The following is a 16,431-nucleotide window of genomic DNA, read 5'->3' on the forward strand; positions in this document are numbered from 1 at the left end:
CATGAACCATCCCCTGATCACCACCCTGCAAGGCATTGTGGGCGCGGATAAGCTAACGACCGGGCAACGCCGTACTGAGTATTACCGTACTGGTTTCCGTTCGGGCAGTGGCACGGCATTGGCGGTGGTGTTTCCGCACACCCTCATGCAACTGTGGAACGTGCTGCAAGCCTGTGTGGATGCAAACACCATTATCATTATGCAGGCGGCGAAAACCGGCTTGACGGAAGGCTCGACCCCCAGCGGGGACGATTACGACCGTGAAGTGGTGGTGATCAATACCTTGGCGATGGACGATTTGGTGCTGTTGAACGGCGGTGAACAGGTGTTGAGTTTTCCCGGTGCGACTTTGCACAAGTTGGAAAAATTGCTCAAGCCATTGAAGCGTGCGCCGCATTCGGTGATCGGCTCGTCCTGTTTGGGCGCGTCGATTGTCGGCGGCGTGGCGAATAATTCGGGCGGAGCTTTGGTCAAACGCGGCCCGGCTTATACCGAAATGGCACTGTTTGCGCAGGTGAATGAACAGGGCAAGCTCGAAATGGTTAACCATTTGGGCATTGCGTTGGGCGATTCGCCGGAGGAGATGATTACACGGCTGGAGTCTGGCAATTTTGCGAAAGACGGGGTGGATGATGGCGGTAAGCTGGCATCGGCTCGCGACTACGTGGCGCGGTTGCGCGATGTGGACGCGGCGACACCAGCGCGTTTCAATGCCGATGAAAGCCGTTTGTTTGAAGCCAGCGGGTGCGCGGGGAAATTGGCGGTGTTTGCGGTGCGACTGGATACGTTTCCGATGGTGCAGCAGGAGCAAGCGTTTTACATCGGCACGAATGACCCGCAGGTGTTGACGCGCTTGCGTCGCCACATCCTCAGTCAGTTTGAAAATGTGCCGGAAGTGGGCGAATACATGCACCGCGATATTTTCAATATTGCGGAAAAGTACGGCAAAGATACCTTCCTGACGATTGAGAAGTTGGGTACGGATGTGATGCCGAAGTTGTTTGCGATTAAGGGGCGTACCGATGCGACGTTGAATAAGTTGCCGGTGTTGCCCAAATATTTGAGTGATCGGGTAATGCAGGGCGTTAGTCATTTGTTTCCGCAGCATTTGCCGGGGCGTTTGTTGGAATTCCGTGACCGTTATGAACATCACTTGATTTTGAAAATGAGCGAGGGCGGGATTGCCGAGGCGCAGGCGTTTTTGCCGGAATTCTTTGCGGATGCGGGCAATGCGGGGGCGTATTTTGAGTGTACGCCGCAGGAGGCGAGTAAGGCGTTCTTGCAGCGGTTTGCGGCGGCGGGCGCGGCGATTCGTTACCAGACGTTGTTCAGTGATCAGGTCGGCGAAGAAATGTTGGCGTTGGATATTGCGTTGCGGCGCAATGATGCGGATTGGGTGGAAGTGTTGCCGGAGCATATTCGCAGCCAGATTGAACATACTTTGTATTACGGGCATTTTATGTGCCATGTTTTCCATCAGGATTACATTCTGAAAAAGGGTGCGGATGCCCATGCGGTGAAAAAGGCGATGTTGGCATTGCTGGATGCGCGGGGGGCGAAGTATCCGGCGGAGCATAATGTCGGGCATTTGTATGAGGCGGAAAGCGGTTTGCGCGAGTTTTACAAAAAGCTCGACCCGACCAATACGTTTAATCCGGGGATTGGGAAGATGGAGAAGTATAAGAGGAATTGTAGTTGTTGTGGGTGATGGGCGGACGCATGGGTTTTCCTGCTGTTCTTGTGAAAACGAAGTAAAGCAGGAAAGCCACCATGCCTACTACCATCAACTGTAAACTCTATCCAAAGCGTTCACACTATTGAGATGGGTTCTAATGCAACTGACATCCGCCCCTAACACTTTCCGAAACGGTAGCAATGGCAGCGGAAATGCTTGGATGCTCGCTTACCGATTTGATTGCACCGAAAAAAAGCACTAAAATGCAATCGGTTTAGGGAAAGAAAAAGGCGAGATGCCTCGCCTTTTTGGTTGGCGTGAACTGTCATTTTTGCTATGTTATGTTCTTATTTGCCACGGAATATCATATTCATTTTTAGACTTCATCATGAAGTCATGAAGTTCTTTCATTTTTTCTACGCACCATTCTGTAATCAATTTGGATTGATTCTCTTTTTCAAGAAAGAATTCCAGTTCTTTTTGATATCCAAAACCGAACCAAACGCTTTCTTTGGGAGAACTAGAAAAATCATCTTTTGATCCAGCATATGAATCTATGAGATTTCTAATATTCTTATAATTATTATTTTCATCTTTTCTGTCATTTAGCCAAACATAGACTAATAGTTTTGGCTGAACTACTGAAGTGCTTCCAAAATAAAAACCTACAATAACAACGCCTTCTTTCCCTAATACATTTTTAGATAATACAACTCTACGATGATCTAGCATTTGACTAAGAACCAAACTCTTTCCATCTGGCTTTCCAAACCTTGCTTCAAATTTTGGACTTATTAATGCAATATTGGCATCTAAAGACTTTAACATTTCAACCAAATATCGCATTGTTTCTAAATCATATTTATTTATTTTATGCATTTTACCTATTTCCTGTCTGTCCAAATAATCTAAGAAATGCGTAACTAAGTGGTTGCTTTTTTCTTGCTTTATCAAAAAATCATATACTTGCCACCATTGATATTGATTGAATTTGATTGGGCTATATAATGCTGGGTTTTTTGGCTCGTAATTTTTTGTACAAAACAATAAAACAGTCTCTTTAGATATTGTCTTAAGAATTTCAGCATAAGCCTTCAATTGCTGAGCATCAGCGTCTTCTTGGTCATTTTCGGAAGAGTTGACTTTTATCTCTAAAAATATCAAATAACTATTATTCTCGAAAATCACATCAATACGACGCGAGTGATTTTTATAAATTTTTTCAGTGCTTATATTGAAATTAATATCTTCTGTCTCAATCCCAGCAAACTCTTTGAGAAAATTTTTCAATAAAGATTGATCAGATCGCAGAACACTACAGAATGCTTCTGTTGTAAAACGTTCTTGCGGGGTTCTTACAGAGCTACTGTTATATAACTTAAAAAGTGCATTGAACATATCAGCATCCAAAAATCAGATGATATATAACCTATCATTATGGTTAATAAAAAGCCACCACTTTCGTTTGTTACGCCTCAATGCTCAATCGTGGTCGATGTGCATTTGCCCCAACAGCGGGCGGCTTAGTTCTGTGCATATAAACGCTCAGGCATTGTGATATGCTTTTTGAAAAGCACCTGAGGGACAGCGAATGAATGCACACAGCCGTATCACCATCGACCCCAGCATTTGCCACGGCAAGCCCACCATCCGTGGGTTACGTTACCCCGTGGAAACCATGTTGGAGCTATTCAGCGCGGGCATGAGTCTCGATGAGATTCTGGATGACTACGAAGATTTGGAACGCGAGGATTTGCTGGCAGTGCTGGCGTATGCCGCCCGTCTTTCCCAAGTCAAACGCATTGAAACGGCATTGGCAGCATGAAGTTTTTAGTCGATGCACATTTGCCACGCAAGTTGGCAATCCAGCTTAAAGAAGCGGGTTACGATACGCGCCATACTTTGGGCTTACCGCAAGCAAATCGAACGACTGATCAATTCATCAACGACCTTTCGCTTGCAGAAGAGCGAATTGTTGTCACCAAAGATGCTGATTTCGTGGATTCATTCTGGTTAAAAGATCAGCCGTGGAAGTTGCTCTTGGTATCAACAGGCAACATCCACAACAATGAGTTGAAAGCCTTGTTTCTGAACAATCTGGGGAAAATCGAGGCGGCTTTTGCGGACGCGCGTTTCATCGAACTGACGAGGGATAGCTTGATCATTCATGCTTAGGGCGGGGTAAACACATGTTGGCAACGTTGCGCGAACACTGCGCGATGAGCATTGCCGAACTTGCCCGCACCTTGCAGCGCGATTACAAGAATGTGCATAACGATGTGGAACGTTTGATGGAGTGGCTAGCAATTGAGCGCGATGCACAGGGCAAGGTGTTTACGCCTTATTCCGAAATCGTGGTCGATGTGCATTTACCTCAGCAAAAAGCCGCCTGACAAGCATTCATGCTATCCTCATGAAAACACCAGCAAAGCAGGAAAGCCGCCATGCCAACCACCATCAACCGTAAGCTCTACTCAGAACTGGACAAGCTGCTATGGGATGTCCATTGCGAAACCATTGACCCTGAATTTGCCTTCCGCGTGTATGAAGAACGCTGGGGCTTCATGCAAGCGCAGAACCTGAGTGACGATGAGCAAAGTCTAATCAAGGAACTCACTCGCACAGTGGGGCAAGGCATTTTCATTCCAGCGTTTGGTGTGTCGCATAATAACCATGCGGATTTGACGATTTGCACCATACTAACCAAGTAATTTCAAACCCGGACTTTGAATATGTCTGGTCTACGTCGGGATATTGAGCAATCTATCCCTTAACTGCCGCTGCTTATCCTAAGCAGTCTTTTTCAAACGCAACGCCCACACCGCCGCAACCACCGCCGCCAAAAAGGACACCAGCGCCCAATTCGCCAGCGAAAGTCCCAAAATAACCAGTTCTTGGTCTTCGCATAAGCCGCTGACTTCAAACAAGCTGGGAATATTATCGCTGAGGAAATACACCAATTGCTCAATCAGATTAGGATTGCTGCCTGCGCATGACGCGCTGCCAGGTGGCTGCAATTGCAGCCAAGTCTGATAACCTGCCGTCGCGGTTCCCACGCCTGCCAGCAAAATCACCAGCCCGCCCCATACTTTTTCACCAAACCCCGTCGCCGCCAGCAACCCAAATACCGCCAGCAGCATGAATAACAGCCGCTGAAAAACGCACAAATAGCACGGATGCAAATCCAGCCAAGCGGTCAGCACAAAGCTGCTTGCTGCGAGGCTCATGGCAATCAGGCCAAGCGCCAGCCATAAGGTTTTAGAGGTTACTGTCAACATGTGTCGGGGTTTCCTGTATTTTCACAACGCCTATCGTACAAGAATTAGCAGCACCCCACAGTATGAAATCCCTTATTGCGGTTGTTTTCTTTTCCGGGGTAGGCTGTGTACAGTAGGTGTTTGGATGCGGTTGAGAGAGGCGGTTATGGATACGAAGGCAAACCCTGTGCAATTGGTGGATCGTTTCGGGCGGCAAGTCACGTATGTGCGGCTGTCCGTGACGGATCGCTGCGATTTGCGTTGCGTGTATTGCATGTCCGAAGACATGACCTTCGTACCGCGTGAACAATTACTCACCCTAGAAGAAATGACGCGCTTGGGCAAAGCCTTTGTGGAGCTGGGGGTGAATAAAATTCGGATTACCGGCGGCGAACCGCTGGTGCGCCGCAATATTTTGAAACTGTTCCAAGATTTGGGGCAACTCGACGGCTTGCACGATTTGACCGTGACCACCAACGGCACGCAATTGGCACGTTACGCCAAAGACTTGCAAGCCGCTGGCGTTACCCGCGTCAATATCAGCCTCGACACCTTAAATCCCGACCGTTTTCACGCTTTGACGCGCTTGGGTGACATCCATAAAGTGCTGGCAGGCATCGACGCAGCCTTGGAAGCGGGTTTCCAGCGCGTCAAACTCAATGCCGTCATTTTGAAACACCGCAACCACGACGAAGTGCTAAATTTAGTGGAATTTGCCCACGGGCGCGGCATGGACATTACCTTTATTGAAGAAATGCCCCTAGGCGTCATTGGCGATCATGACCGTGCCGAAGCGTTTTATTCCAGCGATGAAATTTTGCGCGACTTGCAACAACACTTGCCTTTGAGCGCGATCGAAGAACAGACTGGCGGCCCAGCACGCTATTTTCGCCGCGAAGACAGCGCGTACCGTGTGGGGTTTATTTCACCGCATAGCCACAATTTTTGCGATACCTGCAATCGGGTGCGCGTGACGGCAGAAGGACGCTTGCTGCTGTGTTTGGGGCAGGAACATTCGATGGATTTGCGGCGCGTATTGCGGGCAAACCCAAGCGATGATGCACGGGTGCGGGCAGCATTGCTCGAATCCATGGCCATCAAACCGCAAGGGCATGAGTTTAATCTGCAAGCGGCACAACCGCTGATTTTCCGCCACATGAGCGCCACGGGTGGCTAAAGCCTAGCAGCGCGGCCTGCCTGTGGTAGAATCCGAGCAAACTTACTGTTACACAGGTTCCTTATGACTGAACGTACTGCCAGCGTGACACGCAACACGCTCGAAACCCAAATTAGCATTACCATCAACCTCGATGGCACCGGCAAATCACGCTTTGCGACCGGCATTCCTTTCCTCGAACACATGCTGGATCAAGTGGCGCGGCACGGCATGATCGACATCGACATCGAATGCAACGGCGACCACCACATCGACGATCACCACAGCGTCGAAGACATTGGCATTACCTTGGGGCAAGCGTTCGCGCAAGCGGTTGGCGACAAAAAAGGCATCCGCCGCTACGGTCACGCTTACGTGCCATTGGATGAAGCCCTGTCCCGCGTGGTGATCGACTTTTCCGGCAGACCGGGCTTGGAACATCAGGTGGAATACCCGCGCACCAATATTGGCGCGTTTGAAACCGACCTGTTTTACGAATTTTTCCAAGGCTTTGTGAATCACGCGCTGGTGTCATTGCACATCGACAATTTGAAAGGGCGCAATTCGCACCACATTGCCGAAACCGTTTTCAAAGCCTTCGGGCGGGCGTTGCGCATGGCGTTGGAACTGGATCCGCGCATGGCGGGGATTATGCCGTCGACCAAGGGGAGTTTGTAATGCAAAAAATCGCCATCATCGACTACAACATGGGCAACCTGCACTCGGTGGAACGCGCCGTTTCCCACGCTGCTGCTGGCAATGCCACGGTAGCGATTACGTCTGCCACGGCAAACCCACCATCCGTGGGTTACGTTACCCCGTGGAAACCATGTTGGAGCTATTCAGCGCGGGCATGAGTCTCGATGAGATTCTGGATGACTACGAAGACTTGGAACGCGAGGATTTGCTGGCAGTGCTGGCGTATGCCGCCTGTCTTTCCCAAGTCAAACGCATTGAAACGACATTGTGAAGTTCGATGCACATTTGCCACGCAAGTTGGCAAATCCAGCTTAAAGAAGCGGGTTACGATACGCGCCATACTTTGGGCTTACCGCAAAGCAAATCGAACGACTGATCAATTCATCAACGACCTTTGCGCTTGGCTTCAATCGAATCGTCGAGTCTGCCAATGATTTTGACTTGGTGGATTTATGCTGGCTTAAAGATCAGCCCTGGCTTTGCTCGTCATATCAACAGATCAACATCATTTTCTGACAATACGATAGAGGTTAATTCACCCTTGTCGATTGTGTCGCCACCGATAATGTGCAAATCAGATGCGATTCTTTCACTTTTCCTTGTAAATAACTAGCAAGTTTGGCTGAGCCATGCTTTATTTCCGACAGTAACTTCTGTCATAAACAGTCTGTGCGAACACTGCGATGAGCTTCGCCAAATAGTGCATCCAAAACATTCCAAGCAATGCGCATCACGATGCCGAACGATTAAAGGCGAGCTATGCGCAATAATGATCACGCCAAATCCTTTGCCAGCATAGTCAATTTCGCCTTGCAGTTCCTAAACATCGTGGTCGATAGTGTTTGCCTCGGCTCAATCCCGCGTTGACAGGCATTCATGCTATCCTCATGAAAGCACCAGCAAAGCAGGCAAAGCCGCCATGCCAACCACCATCAACCGTAAGCTCTACTCAGAACTGGACAAGCTGCTATGGATGTCCATTGCGATAACCATTGACCCTAATTTGCCTTCCGCGTGTATGAAGAACGTCTGGTGCTTCATGCAAGCGCAGAACCTGCAGTGACAGATCGAGCAAGTCTAATCAAGGAACTCACTCGCACAGTGTGGCAAGGCATATTCATTCCAGCGTTTGGTGTGTCGCATAATAACCATGCGGATTTGACGATTTCACCGTACTAACCAAGTAACTTCATAACCCGGACTTTGAACATGTCTGGTCTACGTCGGGATATTGAGCAATCTATCCCGTAACTGCCGCTGCATCGTCCTAAGCAGTCTTTTTCAAACGCAACGCCCACACCGCCGCAATCACCGCCGCCAAAAACGACACCAGCGCCCAATTCGCGAGCGAAAGTCCCAAAATGACCAGTTCTTGGTCTTCGCATAAGCCGCTGACTTCAAATAAGCTGGGAATATTATCGCTGAGGAAATACACCAATTGCTCAATCAGATTCGGATTGCTGCCTGCGCATGACGCGCTGCCCGGCGGCTGCAATTGTAACCACGTCTGATAACCGGCGGTCGCGGTTCCCACGCCTGCCAGCAACATCACCAGCCCGCCCCATACTTTTTCACCAAACCCCGTCGCCGCCAGCAACCCAAACACCGCCAGCAGCATGAATAACAGCCGCTGAAAAACGCACAAATAGCACGGATGCAAATCCAGCCAAGCGGTCAGCACAAAGCTGCTTGCCGCGAGGCTCATGGCAATCAGGCCAAGCGCCAGCCATAAGGTTTTAGAGGTTACTGTCAACATGTGTCGGGGTTTCCTGTATTTTCACAACGCCTATCGTACAAGAATTAGCAGCACCCCACAGTATGAAATCCCTTATTGCGGTTGTTTTCTTTTCCGGGGTAGGCTGTGTACAGTAGGTGTTTGGATGCGGTTGAGAGAGGCGGTTATGGATACGAAGGCAAACCCTGTGCAATTGGTGGATCGTTTCGGGCGGCAAGTCACGTATGTGCGGCTGTCCGTGACGGATCGCTGCGATTTGCGTTGCGTGTATTGCATGTCCGAAGACATGACCTTTGTACCGCGTGAACAATTACTCACCCTAGAAGAAATGACGCGCTTGGGCAAAGCCTTTGTGGAGCTGGGGGTGAATAAAATTCGGATTACCGGCGGCGAACCGCTGGTGCGCCGCAATATTTTGAAACTGTTCCAAGATTTGGGGCAACTCGACGGCTTGCACGATTTGACCGTGACCACCAACGGCACGCAATTGGCGCGTTACGCCAAAGACCTGCAAGCCGCTGGCGTTACCCGCGTCAATATCAGCCTCGACACCTTAAATCCCGACCGTTTTCACGCTTTAACGCGCTTGGGTGACATCCATAAAGTGCTGGCAGGCATCGACGCAGCCTTGGAAGCGGGTTTCCAGCGCGTCAAACTCAATGCCGTTATTTTGAAACACCGCAACCACGACGAAGTGCTGAATTTGGTGGAATTTGCCCACGGGCGCGGCATGGACATTACCTTTATCGAAGAAATGCCCCTAGGTGTCATTGGCGATCATGACCGTGCCGAAGCGTTTTATTCCAGCGATGAAATTTTGCGCGACTTGCAACAGCACTTGCCTTTGAGCGCGATCGAAGAACAGACTGGCGGCCCGGCACGCTATTTTCGCCGCGAAGACAGCGCGTACCGTGTGGGGTTTATTTCACCGCATAGCCACAATTTTTGCGATACCTGCAACCGGGTGCGCGTGACGGCAGAAGGACGCTTGCTGCTGTGTTTGGGGCAGGAACATTCGATGGATTTGCGGCGCGTATTGCGGGCAAACCCAAGCGATGATGCGCGCGTGCGGGCAGCGTTGCTCGAATCCATGGCTATCAAACCGCAAGGGCATGAGTTTAATCTGCAAGCGGCACAACCGCTGATTTTCCGCCACATGAGCGCCACGGGCGGCTAAAGCCTAGCAGCGCGGCCTGCCTGTGGTAGAATCCGAGCAAACTTACTGTTACACAGGTTCTTTATGACTGAACGTACTGCCAGCGTGGCACGCAACACGCTCGAAACCCAAATTCGCATTACCATCAACCTCGATGGCACCGGCAAATCACGCTTTGCGACCGGCATTCCCTTCCTCGAACACATGCTCGATCAAGTGGCACGCCACGGCATGATCGACCTCGACATTGAGTGCAAAGGCGACCACCACATCGACGACCACCACAGCGTCGAAGACATCGGCATTACCTTAGGGCAAGCCTTCGCGCAAGCCGTCGGCGACAAAAAAGGCATCCGCCGTTACGGTCACGCTTACGTACCGTTGGACGAAGCCCTGTCTCGCGTGGTCATCGACTTTTCCGGCAGACCGGGGCTGGAACATCAGGTGGAATACCCGCGCACCAACATTGGTGCATTTGAAACCGACCTGTTTTACGAATTCTTCCAAGGCTTTGTGAATCACGCGCTGGTGTCATTGCATATCGACAACTTGAAAGGGCGCAATTCGCACCACATTGCCGAAACCGTTTTCAAAGCTTTCGGGCGGGCGTTGCGCATGGCGTTGGAGCTGGATCCGCGCATGGCGGGGATTATGCCGTCGACCAAGGGGAGTTTGTAAGGGTTACTAAGTGATTTATCTGGCGTAATGCATAAAAACTAATGCCTTATTTTCTACATAACGAAAAAAATGGTGCTATTATTCCGATTAAGGATAACTTTAGGATAGAATAATGGACGATATTAGGCAATCATTGATCAGTCGAATGGCAGTGGAGTTCGGCTCTGCATTTTTAACTGAGCTTGAAGAACGCATCACGGCAAAATTTCAAGCAGCATCAAGCTACGTAACGAATCATTATTCACTGATGTTACGCAGTCCGACCGCTCATCGACTATATTTCAGGTATGAATCAAACACGCCTTGACCTCTACACCGACTACCTGACCGTGACTTTTGGCTACGCCACAGCAACGGGTTTATCGCAACTACTGGATGGCGAAATTAGCCACGATGCGATCAGTCGTTTTCTTTCGGGAGATGAGTACACCTCGAAAGACCTATGGAAACAGGTAAAAAAGACTGTCAGGGAGGTCGAATCAGCCGATGGCATCCTGATTTTCGACGATACGGTGCAAGAAAAGCCCCATATGGACGAAAGCGATCTGATTTGTTGGCATTACGACCACTGCAAAGGACGCAATATCAAGGGAATCAACCTATTGAACTGCCTGTACCATAGCAATGGAGCATCCATTCCCGTCGCGTTTGAGCTGATACGAAAACCGTTCCGTTTCTGCGACATCAAGACACGCCAAGAAAAACGGTGCAGCGGTGTCACCAAAAATGAGCAAATGCGCTCAATGATTGACACCTGCATTCAAAACCAACTGAAATTTTCATGGGTGTTGAGCGACATTTGGTTCGCCTCCGCCGAGAATATGGAACACATCAAGGAGAAACGGCAAAAGGACTTCATTATGGCATTGAAAAGTAACCGATTAGTGGCATTGAGCGAAGCAGACAGCAAGGCAAAACGTTACACACGGCTCGACCAATTGGCATGGACAGAACAAAAAGCCATCACGGGCTACTTGAAGGGGCTGACATTCCCCGTCAAACTCGCCCGGCAAATCTTTACGAACAAAGACGGCAGCAGCGGCATTTTGTATCTGGTTTGTAGCAAGTTGGTGGCAGAGTGGGACGAAATCACGACAACCTACCAAAAACGGTGGAAAGTCGAGGTCTTCCATAAATCGCTCAAATCCAATGCGGCATTTGCCAAATCCCCTGCCCACACTGCCAAAACTCAAGCGAATCACTTATTCGCCTCCATCGTCGCCGTCTTCAAAATGGAGTGTTTGACCATCAGCAAACATCTTAACCACTTTGCCTTACGGGCAAAACTCTACGCCAAAGCAGTTCGTGTCGCTTTTGATGAGCTACAGGTACTCAGGGCTGCGTAACATCAGTTATTCAAAAGAAATGCGTTCCCATATTGAAGGCACTATGCAACACGCGCATCTTGTGGATGAAGTGGTTGATGCTGCTAGTCATGCTGGTTTGGAAGCATCACGTGCCCCAACCAGCCCCAAAGGGCATCATTATGCAAAAGTGGTTTCCAATACATTTGTTATGGGTTGCATCCGCGACAAATCCAAGCATTGGAATAACGCAAAGCATAAGAAAGAGTTGGGTAAGTTGAATGAAGCGGTAGAACCCTTCACGCAGGATATGTTTGAAGCCTGTCAAGTCGGCACAACCTCAGATAAGATTTTTTTGGTTGCAACTGTTACAGAAAATCCCCTGCAACAAAATTTACCTTACATTGCTTTCATTGTGCCATTTTCTGACTTAACGAATTTCCATATGCGGGCAAGCCTCGATGAAATACGGGCTGCTTGCCATAGCAATACATTGTCGTCAGATGATTCTGGAGCCACTGCCTTTCCTGAAAAAGCGTCTTGGCGATATTGAGGGCGGTAACTCAACCGCAGGGTAAGGTGATGATATGCGTACTGGAGTAGCAGGTTTTCAAAGCGAACGATTGGCACAAGCACGTACTGCACGGGGGCTGACTCAAACCGCGCTCAGTGCGATTAGTGGTTGTTCTACTGCGTCCTTGTCCAAATGGGAACGGAATGAGCAGCTTCCTGAAATTGGTGCATTGGAAAAGGTTGCGGCTGCTCTCAATTTACCGACAGCGTGGTTTCTAAAAACCGTTCCTGATTACGGTCAAACGGGTTATTTTTTCCGTTCCAGTGTTGCTTTGACTAAGGAAGCCCGCAATATTGCCAAAACCCGTTTGGAGTGGGCATACGAACTGTCACAAACCATACAGGAGTGGGTGGGTTGGCCTGCTCTTAATTTGCCCGCTTCATTGTCCCGTAAGGAGGCACTAGCCTTGACGGATGAGGACATTGAAACGCTTGCAGTGACTTGCCGTAACCATTGGCGCTTGGGGCTTGGACCGATTGACGATGTTATTCGTATTGTTGAAGGCTCAGGTGTGTTGACCGTGCGTGAATCTTTGGGATACATCAAGATGGATGGCGTATCCCGCTGGTTTGATCCCGAAGGTCGCCCTTACATGTTCATTGCCGCAGACAAGGCCAGTGCAGTACGTAATCGTTTTGATGTTGCCCATGAATTGGGTCATCTCATCATGCACCGTTATTTAACGCCAGCCGATAATTCGCGTATGTATAATGAGTTAGAACGCCAAGCCCATTTATTTGCTAGCGCATTCCTGATGCCAGCGGACAGTATTTCAGTGGAATTGGCTTGCCCAACACTGGATACCTTGTTGGTGCTGAAACGGCGTTGGAAAACCTCCATTGCAGCCATGATCATGCGAGCAAAGTCTCTCAATGTACTGGATGATGCTTATACCACTCGCCTATGGAAAAACTACAGTGCAAGAGGCTGGAAGCGTGGTGAGCCACTGGATGATGTACTGCAACCGGAATTACCACGCCTGTTGCCTCGCGCTATCAAGTTGTTGCTGGAAGACGGTGGATTCAGCAAAGCGCAGCTATTAAGCACGATCGGTTTGTCTGCCTATGATGTAGAAGCCTTGTGCCAGTTGCCAGAAGGTTATTTGCGTGAAGATTTTGGCGAAGTTATTCAGATAAACATACCCACATTGCGCAAACGGGATGAGGTGTCCGGCAATCTTAATACGATGGTTAGGCGTGATTCTTCAAACGTGATTTCGCTGCCCGTTCGCATAATTCCCAGCAGAGGTACACAACCATGCAATTGACATTAGACATACCTGACCACTGTTTTCCGTCCCAACAAGACACGACGACACTGGCGCAAAAAGCAAAACTGTACACAGCATTGCTTTTGTTTCAGTCTGGGCAATTATCGCGTGGTGCTGCTTGTGAATTTGCCGGGGTTGACATCTACAGCTTTTTTGCCGCGTGTAAACAATACAATATCCCTGTTATTAACACGGATGCGGATGATTTAGAAGCGGATGTGATGCGCTTTAATCGGCTACACCCCGTATGATTGTTATTGCTGATTCCTCGCCATTGGTAGCGTTGTCCGTGTGTGGCTGCCTGTCACTGTTGGATAAATTGTTTGGGCAGGTGCGAGTCCCTGATGCTGTTTTTCAAGAAGTTCGCGTAGCAGAGTAAACCTGAAGCCAGCAATCTCAGTTTGTATTTGCAAGACAAAGTATTGATGGCTTCAACCGCAAATTTTCCGATTCATCCGCTCAAAGGTTTAGGCTTGGGTGAGCGCGAAGCAATGGCTTTGTATCTGGAAATATCCGCTGATTTATCGTTGGTTGATGACCAACGCGCTAAAAAAGTTGCGTATGCCAACGGTTTAGAAGTCATGGGCAGTGTGGGCGTGCTGTTGTTAGCGAAGCAACGCGGTATGTTGCCTGCGATCAAACCGTTATTAATGACCTTATCGGCTTCGGATGTTCATCTTGGAGAGAACATCATTATTAAAGCCTTACAACAAGCTGGTGAGATTTGAAGACTCTCCGCACTTATAAGAGAACAGCTAATGCAAAAAATCGCCATCATCGACTACAACATGGGCAACCTGCACTCGGTGGAACGCGCCGTTTCCCACGCTGCTGCTGGCAATGCCACGGTAGCGATTACGTCTGACCCGGACATGATCCTCAAAGCCGACCGCGTGGTATTTCCGGGGCAAGGTGCGGCGCGTGACTGTATGCGCGAACTCGAAACTCGTGGCATGGCGGAAGTGGTACGCGAAGTCATCCAGACCAAACCCTTCCTCGGCATTTGCATGGGGATGCAGGTCTTGATGCAGCATTCCGAAGAAAACGGCGGCATCGAATGCTTAGGGCTGTACGAAGGTAATGTGCGCTACTTCGGCACGGTGCATCAGGAAATCGGCGTGCGCCTGAAGATTCCGCAAATGGGCTGGAATCAAATCTGGCATCAAGTCGAACACCCGCTGTGGCAAGGCATTGCGGATGGCGCACGCTTCTATTTCGTCCACAGCTATTATGTCGAGCCAGTCACGCCAGACTTGATTGCAGGCTCGACCGAATACGGCATCAGCTATGCTTCAGCGATTGCCAACGACAATGTGTTTGCGATTCAGGCGCACCCGGAAAAATCGGCGGATGATGGCTTGAAATTGCTGGAAAATTTCGTCAACTGGCAGCCGTAATCAGTTGGGCAACGCCTGCTCTTGTTCCAACTGCTTTAACCACTGCTGGGCGGAATCCTGCACTGACAAATCATCACTACTCGCCGCTTGCCGATAATGGCGGGCGGCTTCCTCAAGATTTTTCACCACACTCCAACCATGATGATGCGCTTGTCCTAGCCATAATTCTGCACCTTTATCACCGGCAAGGCTTTCCGCTTGCAAAAACTCTAAGCAACTTGTCTGGCGTAACCCATCACTGCTGCTTAAGCTGTCGCGAATGCTGTCACTGGATAAGGTTTCCCCAGCAGGCGTACACGTTGCAGGCGGTTTGCTGGAAGCCGCTACAAGAGTGACTGCGGGGGCAGGAGGCGCTATTTCTGCGGTTTCAACAGGCGTTGGCGCTACGGTTGCCGCAAGATTGGTGGACTTATCGGCAAACCAGCCAAACGAAAACAAATAGCTGCCAATCAATAGCGCAAATAAACTGATGATAATGACGATTTGTATCATCCAAAAACGGTCAATTTTCACGGTGTTACCTTCTCCGCTGCTTTAGGCATAATCAATATATCGCCTGTTTCCAACAAGTTAGGGTTAGGAATACGATTTTTGTTGAGTTCCCACAAGGTTTTCCAAGCGGTTGCCGTACCCAATTTTGTTGCAGCAATTTTGCCAAGTGAATCACCGGGTTGGATAGTGTAGGTATTGCTGCCTTCCGGCACTTCGTTGGAAATTTTGAAGGGCAAATAGCGTTTGATTAACTCGGCATATTCATCGGATTCCTTGATCTTCGCAAGCGCAGTGTTGACAGCGGTACGCATCGCATCGTTACCCTGTTTCATGCCAATCGCGTAGGTGCTTTCATTCAAATTAAAGGCAGCAATTTGCAAACTGCTGCTAAACGGTTTGATTTCTTCAACCGTGAACGGGTAATCGTAAATGATGGCGTCAACATCGCGTTTTTCCAGATGACGAAACCAGCCCACGCCTTCGTAAGTCACTAACGCTTTTTTGCCGGGAATCGTGTCGTTGATCCACTTAATAACAGCAGGGTCTTCGTAAGCGCCAATGGTTTTCCCGCGCAACTGCTTGATATTTTTGATCGTGCTACCACGCGGCACAATCAGGCACTGCCCGAAATCCAGATAGCTATCCGACCAAGCGATACCCTCAATGGAATCATCAGGAATGTAGCCGCCCATCACCATGTCCGCCTTACCCTTCAACCGCTAAACCGGGCAGCTTGGAATAATCATCTTCCACCGCTTGCACGGTCGGAAGTACCCAGCTCTTTAGCCACCAGTAACGCCAAGTGGTAATCGAAACCGTCTTCCTTGCCTTCTTCGTTAATCCAATACATGGGGGGAAATCCGGCTCCATCGCTACCCGTAACACACCCGCTTGTTTGGCGGCAGACAGTACATTGACCGGCTCGGCGGGTGGCGTGGTTGCAGTGGCGGCAGGCGGTGACGGGGGCGGCACCGCCGCTGCTAGGCTGGTTGCCAGACAAAGCAAGGCAACACCGCAGAACCAAATAATTTTTTGCAT

General features: G+C 49.5%; 24 protein-coding genes. 18 read left to right on the top strand and 6 right to left on the bottom strand.

What is annotated here, in order from left to right; all coding sequences use genetic code 11:
* The first annotated feature begins 1 nt into the window (after window position 1).
* Window positions 2-1,708 carry a D-lactate dehydrogenase gene (dld, locus tag L3K52_02595; GenBank protein UOG92631.1) on the top strand — a complete coding sequence of 569 codons (1,707 nt, stop codon included), beginning with the start codon at window positions 2-4 and terminating at the stop codon, window positions 1,706-1,708.
* Window positions 1,709-2,014: 306 nt separating this feature from the next.
* Here dld and L3K52_02600 read toward each other — a convergent pair whose 3' ends face one another.
* Window positions 2,015-3,073 (bottom strand): hypothetical protein, encoded by a 1,059-nt coding sequence (locus L3K52_02600; protein UOG92632.1) that lies wholly within the window; start codon window positions 3,071-3,073, stop codon window positions 2,015-2,017.
* 193 nt (window positions 3,074-3,266) lie between these two features.
* Between L3K52_02600 and L3K52_02605 the strand changes: the two genes are divergently transcribed.
* From L3K52_02605 to L3K52_02620, 4 genes are read left to right on the top strand one after another with little or no spacing between them, the layout of a single operon-like run.
* Entirely contained in the window at window positions 3,267-3,500 is a 234-nt protein-coding gene (locus tag L3K52_02605) for a DUF433 domain-containing protein (GenBank protein UOG92633.1), read from the top strand.
* Window positions 3,497-3,850, top strand: coding sequence for a DUF5615 family PIN-like protein (locus L3K52_02610; protein UOG92634.1), 354 nt, complete (start codon window positions 3,497-3,499; stop codon window positions 3,848-3,850). The genes L3K52_02605 and L3K52_02610 overlap by 4 nt, the downstream gene beginning before the upstream one ends.
* Window positions 3,851-3,864: 14 nt before the next feature.
* Window positions 3,865-4,068, top strand: coding sequence for a hypothetical protein (locus L3K52_02615; protein ID UOG92635.1), 204 nt, complete (start codon window positions 3,865-3,867; stop codon window positions 4,066-4,068).
* Window positions 4,069-4,119: 51 nt separating this feature from the next.
* Window positions 4,120-4,386 carry a hypothetical protein gene (locus L3K52_02620; protein ID UOG92636.1) on the top strand — a complete coding sequence of 89 codons (267 nt, stop codon included), beginning with the start codon at window positions 4,120-4,122 and terminating at the stop codon, window positions 4,384-4,386.
* A gap of 78 nt (window positions 4,387-4,464) precedes the next feature.
* Here the strand turns inward: L3K52_02620 and L3K52_02625 are convergent, their stop codons facing one another.
* Window positions 4,465-4,953: a disulfide bond formation protein B gene (locus tag L3K52_02625; GenBank protein ID UOG92637.1), complete on the bottom strand. Its 489-nt coding sequence runs from the start codon at window positions 4,951-4,953 to the stop codon at window positions 4,465-4,467.
* A 145-nt stretch (window positions 4,954-5,098) separates the two neighbouring features.
* Between L3K52_02625 and moaA (L3K52_02630) the strand changes: the two genes are divergently transcribed.
* From moaA (L3K52_02630) to L3K52_02650, 5 genes are all read left to right on the top strand, one after another.
* The gene (gene moaA / locus L3K52_02630) at window positions 5,099-6,109 is read left to right on the top strand and encodes a GTP 3',8-cyclase MoaA (protein ID UOG92638.1); all 1,011 of its coding nucleotides are present in this window, start codon (window positions 5,099-5,101) and stop codon (window positions 6,107-6,109) included.
* Between the two features lie 63 nt (window positions 6,110-6,172).
* The gene (gene hisB, locus L3K52_02635; GenBank protein UOG92639.1) at window positions 6,173-6,766 is read left to right on the top strand and encodes an imidazoleglycerol-phosphate dehydratase HisB; all 594 of its coding nucleotides are present in this window, start codon (window positions 6,173-6,175) and stop codon (window positions 6,764-6,766) included.
* On the top strand, window positions 6,766-6,945 hold the full coding sequence (locus L3K52_02640; GenBank protein UOG92640.1) for a hypothetical protein: 180 nt from the start codon (window positions 6,766-6,768) through the stop codon (window positions 6,943-6,945). Before hisB (L3K52_02635) ends, L3K52_02640 begins: the two co-directional genes overlap by 1 nt.
* On the top strand, window positions 6,918-7,058 hold the full coding sequence (locus L3K52_02645; GenBank protein ID UOG92641.1) for a DUF433 domain-containing protein: 141 nt from the start codon (window positions 6,918-6,920) through the stop codon (window positions 7,056-7,058). The genes L3K52_02640 and L3K52_02645 overlap by 28 nt, the downstream gene beginning before the upstream one ends.
* Before the next feature lie 648 nt (window positions 7,059-7,706).
* Window positions 7,707-7,850 carry a hypothetical protein gene (locus tag L3K52_02650; GenBank protein UOG92642.1) on the top strand — a complete coding sequence of 48 codons (144 nt, stop codon included), beginning with the start codon at window positions 7,707-7,709 and terminating at the stop codon, window positions 7,848-7,850.
* A gap of 204 nt (window positions 7,851-8,054) precedes the next feature.
* Here L3K52_02650 and L3K52_02655 read toward each other — a convergent pair whose 3' ends face one another.
* Window positions 8,055-8,543, bottom strand: a complete 489-nt coding sequence (locus tag L3K52_02655; GenBank protein ID UOG92643.1) for a disulfide bond formation protein B — start codon at window positions 8,541-8,543, stop codon at window positions 8,055-8,057.
* 145 nt (window positions 8,544-8,688) lie between these two features.
* Here L3K52_02655 and moaA (L3K52_02660) point away from each other — a divergent pair, with 145 nt between their 5' ends.
* The 8 genes from moaA (L3K52_02660) (at window position 8,689) to hisH (ending at window position 14,901) form a co-directional block, all read left to right on the top strand.
* Window positions 8,689-9,699, top strand: a complete 1,011-nt coding sequence (gene moaA / locus L3K52_02660; GenBank protein UOG92644.1) for a GTP 3',8-cyclase MoaA — start codon at window positions 8,689-8,691, stop codon at window positions 9,697-9,699.
* A 63-nt stretch (window positions 9,700-9,762) separates the two neighbouring features.
* The gene (gene hisB / locus L3K52_02665) at window positions 9,763-10,356 is read left to right on the top strand and encodes an imidazoleglycerol-phosphate dehydratase HisB (GenBank protein ID UOG92645.1); all 594 of its coding nucleotides are present in this window, start codon (window positions 9,763-9,765) and stop codon (window positions 10,354-10,356) included.
* A gap of 287 nt (window positions 10,357-10,643) precedes the next feature.
* Window positions 10,644-11,702, top strand: coding sequence for a transposase (locus L3K52_02670; protein UOG92646.1), 1,059 nt, complete (start codon window positions 10,644-10,646; stop codon window positions 11,700-11,702).
* A complete protein-coding gene (locus L3K52_02675) occupies window positions 11,674-12,213 on the top strand; it encodes a hypothetical protein (protein UOG92647.1) in 540 nt (179 codons plus the stop codon). Before L3K52_02670 ends, L3K52_02675 begins: the two co-directional genes overlap by 29 nt.
* A gap of 34 nt (window positions 12,214-12,247) precedes the next feature.
* Window positions 12,248-13,501 carry an XRE family transcriptional regulator gene (locus tag L3K52_02680; protein UOG92648.1) on the top strand — a complete coding sequence of 418 codons (1,254 nt, stop codon included), beginning with the start codon at window positions 12,248-12,250 and terminating at the stop codon, window positions 13,499-13,501.
* Window positions 13,492-13,755: a UPF0175 family protein gene (locus L3K52_02685; GenBank protein ID UOG92649.1), complete on the top strand. Its 264-nt coding sequence runs from the start codon at window positions 13,492-13,494 to the stop codon at window positions 13,753-13,755. The genes L3K52_02680 and L3K52_02685 overlap by 10 nt, the downstream gene beginning before the upstream one ends.
* Before the next feature lie 174 nt (window positions 13,756-13,929).
* The gene (locus L3K52_02690) at window positions 13,930-14,232 is read left to right on the top strand and encodes a DUF3368 domain-containing protein (protein UOG92650.1); all 303 of its coding nucleotides are present in this window, start codon (window positions 13,930-13,932) and stop codon (window positions 14,230-14,232) included.
* A 30-nt stretch (window positions 14,233-14,262) separates the two neighbouring features.
* Window positions 14,263-14,901 (top strand): imidazole glycerol phosphate synthase subunit HisH, encoded by a 639-nt coding sequence (hisH, locus tag L3K52_02695; protein ID UOG92651.1) that lies wholly within the window; start codon window positions 14,263-14,265, stop codon window positions 14,899-14,901.
* Here hisH and L3K52_02700 read toward each other — a convergent pair whose 3' ends face one another.
* Genes L3K52_02700 through L3K52_02710 form a run of 3 tightly spaced genes read right to left on the bottom strand, consistent with a single transcriptional unit; the run spans window position 14,902 to window position 16,431 of the window.
* Window positions 14,902-15,414: an SEL1-like repeat protein gene (locus tag L3K52_02700; GenBank protein UOG92652.1), complete on the bottom strand. Its 513-nt coding sequence runs from the start codon at window positions 15,412-15,414 to the stop codon at window positions 14,902-14,904.
* Entirely contained in the window at window positions 15,411-16,085 is a 675-nt protein-coding gene (locus tag L3K52_02705; GenBank protein UOG92653.1) for a transporter substrate-binding domain-containing protein, read from the bottom strand. The genes L3K52_02700 and L3K52_02705 overlap by 4 nt, the downstream gene beginning before the upstream one ends.
* A 13-nt stretch (window positions 16,086-16,098) precedes the next feature.
* On the bottom strand, window positions 16,099-16,431 hold the full coding sequence (locus tag L3K52_02710) for a hypothetical protein (protein UOG92654.1): 333 nt from the start codon (window positions 16,429-16,431) through the stop codon (window positions 16,099-16,101).

Source organism: Candidatus Thiothrix sulfatifontis, assembly GCA_022828425.1.
Taxonomy (GTDB): domain Bacteria; phylum Pseudomonadota; class Gammaproteobacteria; order Thiotrichales; family Thiotrichaceae; genus Thiothrix; species Thiothrix sulfatifontis.